This window comes from Mesorhizobium sp. P2_B11 (genome assembly GCF_056404855.1).
The window spans coordinates 1-12,608 of the sequence record NZ_JBFUDF010000002.1; the positions used below are offsets into that span (position 1 = coordinate 1).

Annotated in this window: 15 protein-coding genes; 9 read left to right on the forward strand and 6 right to left on the reverse strand. The window is 64.6% G+C overall.

Annotated features, from left to right (window positions below):
- The 5 genes from AC1DYJ_RS04400 to AC1DYJ_RS04420 form a co-directional block, all read right to left on the reverse strand.
- A partial coding sequence (locus AC1DYJ_RS04400; protein ID WP_477426028.1) for a helix-turn-helix domain-containing protein occupies positions 1 to 169 on the reverse strand: 169 nt, incomplete at its 3' end.
- Positions 170 to 407: 238 nt separating this feature from the next.
- The gene (locus AC1DYJ_RS04405) at positions 408 to 761 is read right to left on the reverse strand and encodes a winged helix-turn-helix transcriptional regulator (RefSeq protein WP_477289478.1); all 354 of its coding nucleotides are present in this window, start codon (positions 759 to 761) and stop codon (positions 408 to 410) included.
- 389 nt (positions 762 to 1,150) lie between these two features.
- Positions 1,151 to 2,518, reverse strand: coding sequence for an FAD/NAD(P)-binding protein (locus AC1DYJ_RS04410; protein ID WP_477289476.1), 1,368 nt, complete (start codon positions 2,516 to 2,518; stop codon positions 1,151 to 1,153).
- Between the two features lie 16 nt (positions 2,519 to 2,534).
- Entirely contained in the window at positions 2,535 to 2,984 is a 450-nt protein-coding gene (locus AC1DYJ_RS04415; RefSeq protein WP_477289475.1) for an RrF2 family transcriptional regulator, read from the reverse strand.
- A gap of 419 nt (positions 2,985 to 3,403) precedes the next feature.
- Positions 3,404 to 4,012 carry a histidine phosphatase family protein gene (locus AC1DYJ_RS04420; protein ID WP_477289473.1) on the reverse strand — a complete coding sequence of 203 codons (609 nt, stop codon included), beginning with the start codon at positions 4,010 to 4,012 and terminating at the stop codon, positions 3,404 to 3,406.
- Positions 4,013 to 4,228: 216 nt separating this feature from the next.
- On the opposite strand from AC1DYJ_RS04420, the gene tauA reads away from it, so the two are divergent.
- The 8 genes from tauA (at position 4,229) to AC1DYJ_RS04460 (ending at position 11,359) form a co-directional block, all read left to right on the forward strand.
- Positions 4,229 to 5,242, forward strand: coding sequence for a taurine ABC transporter substrate-binding protein (tauA, locus tag AC1DYJ_RS04425; protein WP_477289471.1), 1,014 nt, complete (start codon positions 4,229 to 4,231; stop codon positions 5,240 to 5,242).
- Between the two features lie 164 nt (positions 5,243 to 5,406).
- A complete protein-coding gene (locus AC1DYJ_RS04430; RefSeq protein WP_477289469.1) occupies positions 5,407 to 6,192 on the forward strand; it encodes a taurine ABC transporter ATP-binding protein in 786 nt (261 codons plus the stop codon).
- On the forward strand, positions 6,189 to 7,049 hold the full coding sequence (locus tag AC1DYJ_RS04435) for an ABC transporter permease subunit (protein ID WP_477289467.1): 861 nt from the start codon (positions 6,189 to 6,191) through the stop codon (positions 7,047 to 7,049). Before AC1DYJ_RS04430 ends, AC1DYJ_RS04435 begins: the two co-directional genes overlap by 4 nt.
- Before the next feature lie 86 nt (positions 7,050 to 7,135).
- Entirely contained in the window at positions 7,136 to 7,306 is a 171-nt protein-coding gene (locus AC1DYJ_RS04440; protein WP_477289465.1) for a hypothetical protein, read from the forward strand.
- A 287-nt stretch (positions 7,307 to 7,593) separates the two neighbouring features.
- The gene (locus tag AC1DYJ_RS04445; RefSeq protein ID WP_477289463.1) at positions 7,594 to 8,547 is read left to right on the forward strand and encodes a sulfonate ABC transporter substrate-binding protein; all 954 of its coding nucleotides are present in this window, start codon (positions 7,594 to 7,596) and stop codon (positions 8,545 to 8,547) included.
- Between the two features lie 70 nt (positions 8,548 to 8,617).
- The gene (gene ssuD / locus AC1DYJ_RS04450; RefSeq protein ID WP_477289462.1) at positions 8,618 to 9,787 is read left to right on the forward strand and encodes an FMNH2-dependent alkanesulfonate monooxygenase; all 1,170 of its coding nucleotides are present in this window, start codon (positions 8,618 to 8,620) and stop codon (positions 9,785 to 9,787) included.
- The gene (locus tag AC1DYJ_RS04455; RefSeq protein ID WP_477289460.1) at positions 9,784 to 10,560 is read left to right on the forward strand and encodes an ABC transporter permease subunit; all 777 of its coding nucleotides are present in this window, start codon (positions 9,784 to 9,786) and stop codon (positions 10,558 to 10,560) included. The genes ssuD and AC1DYJ_RS04455 overlap by 4 nt, the downstream gene beginning before the upstream one ends.
- 7 nt (positions 10,561 to 10,567) lie before the next feature.
- A complete protein-coding gene (locus AC1DYJ_RS04460) occupies positions 10,568 to 11,359 on the forward strand; it encodes an ATP-binding cassette domain-containing protein (RefSeq protein WP_477289458.1) in 792 nt (263 codons plus the stop codon).
- Positions 11,360 to 11,625: 266 nt separating this feature from the next.
- On the opposite strand, the gene AC1DYJ_RS04465 is transcribed toward AC1DYJ_RS04460, so the two are convergent.
- Complete coding sequence (locus tag AC1DYJ_RS04465; protein ID WP_477287789.1) at positions 11,626 to 11,811, reverse strand: hypothetical protein; 186 nt, start codon at positions 11,809 to 11,811, stop codon at positions 11,626 to 11,628.
- 309 nt (positions 11,812 to 12,120) lie between these two features.
- Here AC1DYJ_RS04465 and AC1DYJ_RS04470 point away from each other — a divergent pair, with 309 nt between their 5' ends.
- Entirely contained in the window at positions 12,121 to 12,480 is a 360-nt protein-coding gene (locus AC1DYJ_RS04470; RefSeq protein ID WP_477287791.1) for a septal ring lytic transglycosylase RlpA family protein, read from the forward strand.
- Positions 12,481 to 12,608: the final 128 nt, after the last annotated feature.

Consider the following 12,608-nt stretch of genomic DNA (forward strand, 5'->3'; position numbering starts at 1 on the left):
CGACCAGGCCAGCCTCGCCATCGACCCGATAGCGCGAAAGCAGCTTGTGACCACAGGTCCGGCCAATGCCAAAACGCCGGCACAACGCACTCACATTCGCTCCCGGCGCCACCGCCAGACGAACAAACTCTTCCTTCTGTCTCATCGCGCTTCTGTCCTCGAATGGCATCCCGAACCTCCTCGCGCAAAAAGCGCAAAACTGTTCGCGATGTCCTCGCACACCTGTTCGCGATGTCCCCGGTCCAAACACCCACAAGGGGGAGGGAACGCTGCCGCGCGCCCTCACTGGCAAGCGTCGAACTTCAGCAGTTTGCCGAGGTCAGCGCCAACGAGAGTCCCCCTCCCCCTTGTGGGGAGGGGTTAGGGGTGGGGGTACGTGCCGCAGAGACGATTCTAAATTCTCAGGACTAAGCAGCCGCGTCGATGTCGGTGCGGAAGCGCACGCCTTCGGCGCGGCCATGCACGCTGCCCCAGTCATAGAGCGCCTGGAGTGCACCGGCCAGATCGTGGCCGCGCGGGGTCAAGGTGTAGCGCTGCTTGCCGTCAGCCGAGGTCTCGAGCACGACGAAGCCGATCTCGACGAGATCGGCCAGGCGCTGCGTCAGCATCTTGTCGGACAGCGAAGGGATCAGCCGGCGCAAATCGGAATAGCGCAGCGGGCCTTGCTTGATCCGCGCAATGATCACCGTTTTCCATTTGCCGCCGAGCGCGTCGAGGGCGAACTCGACCGGGCAGCCATAAAGTCTTCCGCGTTGGGTCATGCGCCGATTTTAGGCAAGGCCTTGCGGCGACGGAAGCGAAATTTGCCCCGCCACATGGCTGGGTTGCGGACTGCCACCGTGCCGGCAAGGTTCGTGGAAGGAGAGCGAGAATGAGTGTTCGTGATCCCAATCCGGTCTCTCTTTGGTTTTGACGAACTTTTCCCCGGAATGATGTCCAGGCTTTCCCTCGCGGTAGGGACTTCAGTCGTAATTGAGCTACGGCTAATATGTATGTAACTTGGCCGGTGCGGGGCGACGATCCCAAAATCCAAGCCTAATCCCGCAATGGCCGGTGCGGACGCTTTTCAACCCAAGCACCTCCTGCACCGGCCATTCTTTTGCCTGCCGCCGGGTAGCCCATCAAATTCATGGTCTTTTCCGGAATTGCCCTAGCCCAGCAATTGCTTGCTCAGCCGCGCGCATTGCACGCGAATGTCGGGGATGGCGTCGATCTCGAAGAAGGTGCCGCGGGTCAGCGGGCCGACCGCGAGGATCTTGGCCGAAGCCGTGCCGTCGCCGGCGATGATTTCGCATTTGGCTGAGACATCGAGACCGAGCCGCAGCGGGTCCGGCCGCGCCAGGCCGCGGTCGACCAGCGAGCGCACGACGCTGTTCGACGTCGTCGAAATGTCCCGTGCGATGCCCGTGCAATCATAGATGCGGGCGACCTCAAGCGTCTCCAGCGCCTTTGTGTGGCGCGACTGGATGTCGACGGCGAAGCCATCGCCCGCCGCGATGCCGACGACACGGCCGGCGACGGGACGGATGCGACCAGTGCGCACCGCCTCGGTGACGCGGGCATGCACCTCCGGCGCCAGGCGATGCCTGTGGATGTCCCACCAGGCCTTGGTGTGCTCGACGAAACGGCGCTTGGCCGAGGACGGCCAGTTCTGCCAGATCTTCTGGTTGAAGGGTCTGAGACCGTCGACGACGTCGCGCCAGTCGATGCCGGCTTTCTGGTTTTCGCGGATCAGGTCGCGGAACCAGCTGACGAAATAGGACAATTGCGTGCCGAGCGGGATGTCGGCGACGTCGAGCTTGATCGGATTGCCCTTGCGGTGCGGTGACGGCAGCAGGCCGCGCCGCGACACGGCGACGATCTCGCCCTTGTGGCCGCGCTGTTCGAGCGAGAGGAAGGCGTCGACCATGCTCAAGCCCGTGCCCAGCACCAGCACGCTTGCGTCCGGATCGAGCGCGGTGTCGGCCTCGGTGCCCATGCGGATGGCGTGGCCCTGGCCAGCGCCGGGCTGCTCGTCATGGCCGGTGGCGAGCACCGCCAGATGCGCAACCACGCTGGTGCCGTTGGCCAGCGTCACCTCGACGCCGGAGGAGGTCGGCGAGATCGACAGGCTCTCCTCGCGGATCAGCCGCAGGCGGCCGGTCTCCTTCTCACGCGCTTCGAGCTCGTCGAGCAGTTCCTTAAGGTAACGGGCATAGACGCTGCGCGGCGCATAATATGGTGTCTGCGGCGTCTGCTCCTGGCTCACGAGGCCGCGCGCCTGCAGCCAGCGCCAGAAATTGCCGGGATCCTCGGCATAGGCGCTCATGCCCGCGGCGCTGACATTGAGCACATGCGCCGACAGCAGCGTCGAATAGGCGATGCCCTGGCCGAAATGCGGACGCTTTTCGATCAGCGTGACGCGCAGGTCCGGGTTGGGCGATTTGAGGAGGTGCGCGGCCAGCACGACACCGCTGGCGCCGCCGCCGACAATGATGATCGAGCTGGGGATGATGGAATTGGTGCGCCCGACACTCATGCGCGCACGCTCAGCGTCAGGCGAGGACCTTCTGCGTCAGAGGCAGGTCGTCGATGACAATGTCGCGCATCTCGGCCAGCGTGCGCTGGTCGAGCACCTCGGCGATGGCCTGCCGGACCTCGAGCATCAGATGTCGGACTTGGCATGTCGCCTCATTGCAGTCTTCGCAGCGCTGATACTGGGTGCGGCTGGCGCACGGGATGGGTGCCAGCGGTCCGTCGAGAACGCGCACGATATGGCCGACCTTGATCTCGTCGGCCGGGCGCGCCAGGCGATAGCCGCCTTCCTTGCCCTTGCGGCTCTGAACGAAGCCGGCATTACGCAATTCGCCCAAAATGGCGTCGAGGAATTTCTTCGGGATGTTGTTGCCGCTGGCGATGTCGCCGACAAAGGCGAGCTGCCCGGCCGGCAATTGCGCCAGGTGGACCAGCGCCTTGAGCCCGTACTTGCCTTTTTTGGTGAGCATGGAGCGAATGCTTCTCTGTCAGGCGATGGCGCAAAACCATCGGTTGCGAAACGCCTGACGTGCCTCCCCGCCGCGTGCAAGCTGCTTCGACACATAAATTCTAGTGACATGATATACAAGCCGAGCAACCTTGATTTTGCTGTGTTTTCACGCCGCAGAGGCCACTTTAGCAGGGCTTTTTGCCGTTAAGGTCACAGCCAGCAGCGAGCGATCCTAGCGATAGGTGGCTGTTCCAGTTCCCTAATGTCGATAAGATTACTATACTTACCCCTGAACACGCGGAACGTGTTTTCAAATCGCGCGCGATTTGCAGCATGGATTTGCGGCATTCGGGAGTTTGCCGGGAATTTCCGGTCGCTGTCGCCGGATCAGCGGAAACGCCGGCTGCCGACCACCGGCCCGTCGCGCTTGGCCCGATGTCAGGTCTCCGGCTCGTCGCTTTGTGTTCCGGCGGACTTGCCGGGTCTGGCCACCGGCACGCCGCTCGAGCGCAGCATCCAGCGGTCGCCGTCGCTGCGCAAATCGGTGAGGCTGAGCGGCTCGACGTCGATCCTGCGACAGGCCGCAAGCGGCGCGCCCAGCACATGAACGATTGCCGCGCGGATGACACTGGCATGCGTCACCGCGACGGTGTGGCCGCTCGTCCGGATCAAGCCGTCCATGAAGCTCGTGCTACGACGCGCCACATCGGCCAGCGACTCGCCGCCATGCGGCGCGGCCTCGACATCGCCGAGCCAGGCGGGGATGCCGTCGGGGTCAAGCGCCTGCAGCTCGGCGAAACCCTTGCCGGCCCAGCGGCCAAAATCCTGCTCGGCAAGCAGCGGCTCGACCGACGGTTTGAGCCCCATCGCCTCGGCGGTCTGCCGGGCGCGCAGCGACGGGCTTACCCAGACCCGGTCGGCGCGGCGCAGGGTCATCGTTGCCGCCAGCGCCAGGGATTGCGGCTCCAGCGCCTCGTCGAGGGGAAACGACCCCTTGCGCGTGGCGGGCGTTGCACCGCTGCAGATCATGGTCAGGCGTACCAGCATGACAGGCTCTCTTTGGGTCGACCGAGACGACCGGGTGTGCGTTTGCGCCAGCTCTACACTATCGTGCGTAGAGGATCGCGGTTCGTTGACGGGTATCGGCCGGTGGCTTTTTTCTAACAAGCCCGCTTTGCTTGGAAGGATTTAACTCTACAAGAACGATAGAATTAGCTGACTATGAACAGGCATCCGGTTTTTCTCTCTTTCATGGAGCCTTTCATGTCCAGCATTTCGCGACGCATTGTCCTCCTGTCGTCGGCAGCCCTGGCGGGTGCGGCCTTCCTCGGCCCGGCCCAGGCGCAGGACCTCAAGATCACCATCGGCTACCAGACGGTGGTCGAACCTTCGAAAGTAGCGCAGGCTGACGGCGCCTATGAAAAGGCGACCAAGGCCACGATCGACTGGCGCAAGTTCGATTCCGGCGCCGATGTCATCGCCGCCGTTGCCTCCGGTTCCGTCGACATCGGCTATGTCGGCTCGAGCCCGCTGGCCGCTGCCGCCAGCCGCGAACTGCCGATCCAGACCATCTTCGTCGTCGGCCTGATCGGCGAATCCGAAGCGCTGGTTGCCCGCAACGGCTCCGGCATCGAGAAGATCGCCGACCTCGCCGGCAAGAAGGTGGCAGTGCCGTTCGTGTCGACCACGCATTACAGCCTGCTTGCCGCGCTGAAGCACGAGAAGGTCGATCCGAAGTCGGTCGAGATCCTCAATCTGCGGCCACCGGAGATCGCCGCCGCTTTCGCCCGCGGCGATATCGACGCGGCCTATGTCTGGGATCCGGCACTCGGCCAGATCAAGACGACTGGCAAGGTGGTGCTGGATTCTTCGCAGGTTGCCGCCTGGGGCGCGCCGACCTTCGACGCCTGGATCGTGCGCACCGACTTTGCCGACAAGAACCCCGAGGCCGTGCGCGACTTCGTCAAGGTGACCGGCGAATCCTACGCCCAGTTCCTGGCCAAGCCCGACGCATGGTCGGTGTCGTCGCCGGAAGCGGCCAAGATCGCCAAGCTTACCGGCGCGAAGCTGGAAGAGGTGCCGCAGCTGCTCAAGGGCTACGTCTTCCCGACACTGGAAGAGCAGGCGTCGGACAAATTCCTCGGCGGCGGCACGGTCAAGGCGATCGAGGCCGCATCGGCCTTCCTCAAGGAGCAGGGCAAGATCGACGCCGTGCTGCCCGACTATTCGAACTACGTGTCGTCGAAATACGTGACGGAAGCTCTCGCCTCGAACTGATCTTCTTTTTTCGCAATTCCGGACGGAAAACCGCTTCACACTTTTCCTGGAATTGCTCTGAACACGCGCGGTTTCTTCTTCCCTGACGCCGCGTGTTGCCTGTCCCGGAGCCGCTTTGCGAGGAGCGGTTTCGGGGCAGGCGGATTTCTTTCCGGAGCTATTTCATGCCGCATCTCGTGCTCGACCCCCATCTCGTCCTGGACAAAGTGTCGGTTCACTATGACGGCCAGCCGGCCGTCGAACGCGTTTCCATCGATATCGCCAAGGGCGATTTCGTCGTGCTTGTCGGCCGCTCCGGCTGCGGCAAGACCTCGCTGCTCAACGTTGCCGCCGGCCTGATCGAACCCGCGCGCGGTGTAGCCACGACCGGCGGCAGGCCGATCACCGGCCCAGGCTCCGACCGGGCCGTCGTGTTTCAGAACGATGCGCTGTTTCCCTGGCTGACGGCGCGCGAAAACGTCGCCTTTGCGCTCAGGCTGCGCGGCGTACCGCAGGCGGAACGGGCGCGGCGTGCCGACGAGCTGCTGGCGCTGGTCAAGCTCGAAGGCGTCGGCGACAAGCGCATCTGGGAATTGTCCGGCGGCATGCGCCAGCGTGTCGGCCTGGCCCGCGCGCTCGCCGCCGAACCGGAATTCCTGCTGCTCGACGAACCGCTCGGCGCGCTCGATGCGCTGACGCGCGAGCGCATGCAGACGACGCTGCTCGATTTGTGGACCGCAGCCAAGGTCGGCGTGCTGATGGTCACGCACGGCATCGAGGAGGCGCTGGTGCTGGCCACACGCATCGTCGTGCTGGCGCCAGGCCCCGGACATGTGGTGCGGACATTCGAGACCGGCTTCAGCCGGCGCTATGCCTCGGGCGAACCTATCAGGGGCATCAAGGCCGATCCGGCCTTTGCCGCGGCTCGCGCCGACCTGACCGATGCGATCTTCGAAGGAGAGGCGGCATGAGCGTCACCGCATACAATGAGCGGCCGACGATAAAAGCCGGCGAGACCGATGCCATCTCGGTGCCGTGGTCGCGGCCACGGGCTAAACGCAGCTGGATCTCTTCCCGCGCGGTCAGCGCCGTTACCATCCTGGTCGTGCTGGCGGCCTGGGCGCTCTCAGCACGCCTGCAGCTGGTGTCGCCGGTGTTTCTGCCGTCGCCAGTGGCTGTGTGGAACAAGTTCATCATCGTTATCCGCGACGGCTTCGTCGACGCCACGCTGCTTCAGCACATCGTCGCCAGTCTCGGCCGTGTGTTCGCAGCGCTGCTCGCGGCCATCGTCATCGGTGTGCCAGTTGGCCTGGCCATCGGCATTTCGACGGTCGGGCGCGGCATCTTCGATCCACTGCTCGAATTCCTGCGGCCGATCCCGCCGCTTGCCTATCTGCCGCTGGTCATCATCTGGTTCGGCATCGGCGAACCGTCGAAAATCCTGGTGATCGCCATCGCCATGCTGGCGCCGGTGGCGCTGTCGACGGCGTCGGGCGTGCGCGGTGTCTCAAAGGAACGCATCGATGCGGCGCGGTCGCTCGGCGCGACGCGGGCTCAGCTCGTGCGCCATGTCATCCTGCCCAGCGCTCTGCCGTCGATCCTCACCGGCCTGCGCATCGCGCTCGGCGCCGGCTGGTCGACGCTGGTCGCCGCCGAGCTGGTCGCCGCGACGCGCGGCCTCGGCTTCATGATCCAGTCCGCCGCACAGTTCCTGGTCACCGACGTCGTGGTGATGGGCATTCTGGTGATTGCGACCATAGCCTTCGCTTTGGAATTCATCATCCGCCGGATCGAGCGTCAGCTGGTTCCGTGGGCGGGACGCGAATGACAACACCCAGAGGCTCGATGCGCACAGCGGCCCGTTGGTCGAGGTCGAAGCCGCCAATGCCCAGACAAACGGAATGGAGTGATGTCATGACCCAATCCACCGCCGTGCTGTTTGCCCATCTCGGCAACTGGCTGCTCGCCTGGAACCCGCTGCTTGAGCCGCAGCCGAAATCGCCGGCCCCGGCCGACGCCGACCGCGACCGCCTGCCGCCGCGCGACGAGGGATTTTACTGGGCCTGGCAGTATTGGTCGCAGTGAGGGGATTAGCGCTCCTCGCCCCGTTTACGGGGAGAGGATGCCGGCAGGCAGGTGAGGGGCAGCGCCAAGCTTTCCAAGCTCGTGCTGAACACAAGCCACCAAAGCCAGCGCCGCCCCTCATTGCCCTGGCACCGGCCGCCTTCGCTCAATCGCAGAAAACAATTCCGCCTTATCAGCTCATCTCGCAACTCCATTCCTCTACTAAATTTATAGAACTACCTAGCCTTAGCCCTCATCCACGGCAGGGAGCCTTCCCGGCGCCGGTTCGCAAGCGAAGGAGAGGGATCATGTTCAGCCTGACCAGACGTGTTTTCGGCATCGGCCTTTTGGCTGCGAGCGTTGGCTTGTCGCTCAGTGCTTCGGCGCAGGAGCTGAAGCAGCTCAACATCGGCTACCAGAAAACCGGCCTGCCGGTCATCGCCCGGCAGCAGCAGGTGATCGAGAAGGCGCTGAGCGACAAGGGTGTCGCGGTGAAGTGGGTTGAATTCACCGCCGGACCGCCGCTGGTCGAGGCGCTCAATGTCGGCGCCATCGATGTCGGCTGGACCGGCGACGCGCCGCCAATCTTCGGTCAGTCGGCCGGCGCCAACATCGTCTATGCCGCGGCACTCCCGGCCAATGGCGACGGCGAAGCGATCTTCGTCAAGCCGGCGTCGCCGATCCAGTCGCTTGCCGACCTCAAAGGCAAGCGCATCGGTGTCGGCAAGGGCACCAGCGCCCATAATCTGCTTATTGCGGCGCTTGAGAAGGCAAACATCCCCTTCGACCAGATCACCCCGGTCTATCTCAGCCCGGCGGATGCGGCAGCCGCCTTTGCCAGCGACCAGATCGATGCCTGGGCTGTCTGGGATCCGTTCTACGCCATCGCCGAGACGCGCTACCAGCCGCGCGTCCTGGCGCGTTCCAGCGATGTGCTCAAGGTGAACACCTATTTCCTCGCCAACAAGGATTTCGCCAAGGCGCATCCGGAGACGATCACCACGACGATCGCGGCGCTCGGCGAGGCGGCGAAATGGGCGGACGCGAACCGCGACAAGGTGGCCGCGGCCTTGCATGAAGTGACCGGCGTGCCGCTCGATGCGCAGACGATCGCCGCCAAGCGCAGCAAATTCGGCATCTTCCCGATCACCGACGAGATCATCGCCGGCCAGCAGGCGACGGCCGACCGCTTCTACAAGCTCAAGCTGATCCCCAACGCTGTGCGCATCTCCGATGCCGTGTGGTCCGCGCCGGGCAATTGATGTTTCTCGTGCGGCGCCGGGCGGAAACGTCCGGCGCCTTTTGCCGTTTCAAAAATTCAGGGATTGCGCCATGACCGCTCCAGACAGTTTGCAAGCCAGGCCGCTCGATTTCTTCTGGTTCATTCCGACGCATGGCGACGGCTCCTATCTCGGCTCCGAGCAGCAGCAGCGCCCGCCGGAATTCGCCTACTTCAAGGAAATCGCGCAGGCCGTCGACCGGCTCGGCTTTCCCGGTGTGCTGCTGCCGACCGGGCAGAATTGCGAGGATTCCTGGATCACAGCCTCTGGCCTTGCGGCGCTGACCGAAAAACTCAAATTCCTTGTGGCGCTGCGGCCCGGCGTGACGCTGCCGACCTTTGCGGCGCGCCAGACCGCGGCGCTCGACCGCTTAAGCAATGGCCGCCTGCTGCTCAATGTCGTGGTCGGCGGCAACCCGACCGAGCTTGCCGGCGACGGCGTGTTCCTGCCGCATGACGAGCGCTATGCGCAGGCGCAGGAATTTTTGACCATCTGGCGCGCACTGGTGTCGGGCCAGAGCGTCAATTTCAATGGCAAATACTACCGCGTCGACAATGGCCGCCTCGACCTTCTGCCGCAACAGGAGCGGCCGCCGCTCTATTTCGGCGGCTCGTCGGATGCGGGTCAGGAGCTCGCCGCCGACCTCGTCGACATGTATCTGACCTGGGGCGAGCCGCCGGCGCAGGTCGCCGAGAAGCTCACTGCTGCGCGCAACAAGGCCGAACGGCGCGGCCGGAAACTGCGTTTCGGCATCCGGCTGCATTTCATCGTGCGCGAGACCGAGGAAGAAGCCTGGCGCGCCGCAGACCGGTTGATCAGCCATGTCACCGACGCGCAGATCGAAAACGCCCAGGCGCGCTTTACCAAGGAAATGGACTCCGTGGGACAGCGGCGCATGGCCGAACTGCATGGCGGCCGCCGCGACAAGCTCGTGGTTTCGCCCAATTTGTGGGCCGGCGTCGGGCTGGTGCGCGGCGGCGCCGGCACGGCATTGGTCGGCGCGCCGGAGCAGATCGTCGAGCGCATCCGTGAGTACCAGGCGATCGGCATCGACACCATCATCGGCTCCGGCTACCCGCATCTCGAGGAAGCCTATCGCGTTGCCGAGCTTCTGTTCCCGCGGCTTGGGCTCGGGACCAAACGGGCGCAGACGCATGAGAACATCGCCAACGAGTTCGCGGTCGGCTTCCATGGCGCGAACCGCCTGCAGGCCTCGTCGTGACACTGGCTCAACGCGTCAAACAGAACGGCATCGGCTGGCTGTTGCCGGCGCTGGTCATCGTTGGTTGGGAAGCGGCCAGCCGCGCGGGCGTCGTGCCGGCCAATGTGCTGCCGGCGCCGAGCGCGGTGGCCGAAGCGTTCTGGCGGCTGACGCTGTCGGGCGAGCTGATCGAAAACATCGGCGTCAGCACGGCGCGTGCGCTGGCGGGTTTTGCCGTCGGCGGCTCGATCGGCTTTGCGCTTGGCCTCGCCAACGGACTATCGGCGCTGAGCCGCGGCCTGACCGACACGACGCTGCAGATGATCCGCAACATCCCGCATCTGGCGCTGATCCCGCTGGTCATATTGTGGTTCGGCATCGACGAAGAGGCAAAACTCTTCCTGGTGGCGCTCGGTGTGTTTTTCCCGATCTACGTCAACACGCTGCTCGGCATCCAGAGCGTCGACCCGCAGCTGGTGGAGATGGGCCGGGTCTACGGCATGGACCGCCGCGCGCTGTTTTTTCAGGTGATCCTGCCCGGCGCGCTGCCGGCGATCTTCGTCGGCCTGCGCTACGCCTTGGGCATTATGTGGCTGACGCTGATCGTCGCCGAGACCATTTCGGCCAGTTCCGGCCTCGGCTACATGGCCATGCAGGCGCGCGAGTTCCTGCTCATCGACGTCGTCGTGCTGTCGATCCTGATCTATGCGCTGCTCGGCAAGCTTGCCGACAGCCTTGCCCGCCTGCTCGAGCGGCTGTCGCTTGGCTGGCATCCCGCCTTCCAGAGCGTTTGAGGTCTCGATGCCCACCCTCGCCGCCGTCCGTTCCTTCGTCGCCGCGCCGGAGCCGTCACCCCCGACGCCAGCGGTCGAAAGCCCGCGCGCCTTTGCCTTCAAGGGCGTGGAAAAGCGTTTCGGCGACAAAATCGTGCTCGACGGCATCGATCTCGACGTGCCGGTCGGACAGTTCGTGGCCGTCATCGGCAAGAGCGGCTGCGGCAAGAGCACGCTGTTGCGGTTGCTGGCCGGGCTCGATCGGCCGACGGGCGGGGCGCTGACGTTTGGCGCGGAAGAGCAGGGACACAGCCGCACGCGCTTCATGTTCCAGGAGCCGAGGCTGTTGCCGTGGGCCAGCGTGGTGAAGAATGTCGAGGTTGGGCTGACCGGGCTTGCCACTGGTGCGGAGGCCAGGCGGCGCGCGCTCGACATTCTAGGCCAGATCGGGCTCGCCGATCGTGCGGACGAATGGCCGTCGGTGCTGTCCGGCGGCCAGAAACAGCGCGTGGCGCTGGCGCGCGCGCTGATCGGCCAACCGCAGATCCTGGCGCTGGACGAGCCGCTCGGCGCGCTCGACGCGCTGACCCGGATCGAAATGCAGCAGCTTCTGGAGCGCATCTGGCTCGAACAGAAATTCACCGCCGTGCTGGTCACGCATGACGTCGCCGAGGCGGTGGCGCTCGCCGACCGGGTGGTGGTGATCGACGCCGGCCGGATCGCGCTTGACCTCGACATACCGGTGGCGCGGCCGCGCCGGCGCGGTTCGGTCGAGCTCGCCCGGCTCGAGGGCAGGATTTTGGACCAGTTGTTCGGGTAGGGGCTGTCGGTATTCGGGGTTCGCCGGCGGCGGCGGCGCGATTGCCAGGTGGTTCCCCCACTCCGTCTCGGCTTCGCCGAGCCACCTCTCCCCCCTCCGGAGGGAGAGGAAGGGAGCCAACCTTGCTTAAGCTCGCGCCTTTCCTCTCCCCCGTCGATCGGGGGGTCCGAAGGACGGGCGAGACCCGTGGCTCGCCCCGGCAAGGTGGCGAGCGAAGCTCGACGGAGTGGGGGGCGATCTTTGTGAGGCGACCTTTCGTCGAAAGCTCACCTCGGCGAGCGGCTCGCCCAGCCCAGCCCAAGCAGGCCGACCAGCATGGTGACGATGCCGATATAGAGCCATTGCGACTGGCCGGTCATGAAGCTGCCGCCGACCCAGCCAATGCCTTGCAGCGACCACAACGCGCCGATGGCCAGCACAATCAGGGCCAGCAGATATCTGAACAGTCTCATCGCCGAGATTCCTTTCCCAAGTCGATCGTCAACTGCGCCATGGCCTTGATGAAAGAGCGAAAGGATGAGGTCCAGTCGCGCGTGTTTTTACTTGTATAATAATGCCTTATCTTGCTGCGGGTATCTGCAGGATTGCCGCGAAAGCTGCCTGAAATACCCCAGCGCATCGCGAAAAACCCCTGACAAACTGTTTCCCAGTGACTCCAAACGTGTGCCAGCGCCACGGAACCGCCAGATCACTGCCGCATTTCCTGCCTTATTCGACACTTAACGGCTGGGGTCTGTCCAAAACGGAGCCAATCCCCCCACATGAAGACAATAAATCAGACCGCGCTTGTCGCGGTAACGATCGCGGCTGGCCTGATGGCCGGCGTATCCGCCTCCTCCGCCGCCGCCCAATGCGGCCGTGCCTCGTGGTACGCGCTGCACTCCCGGACCGCCAATGGCGAGCGCATGAACCCGTCGGCAATGACTGCCGCGCATCGCAGCCTGCCCTTCGGCACCAAGCTGAAAGTGACCAACCAGAACAATGGCCGCAGCGTCATCGTGCGCATCAACGATCGCGGCCCGTTCATCAAGGGACGCGTGCTCGACCTGTCGAAGGGCGCCGCCAGCCAGCTCGGCTTCATCGGTTCGGGCCACACGTCCGTCTGCATGGCACGCGTCTAAATCTGTCCAAGTCCGGCCCATCCGGGCCGGACGCATCCTGACCCGTATATCCAACAGCTGCGCGTTTCGCAGCTGCACAGTGAGCCGGCTGCTGCCGTTCAAAGCGGATTCTCAACGCCTTGGACCAA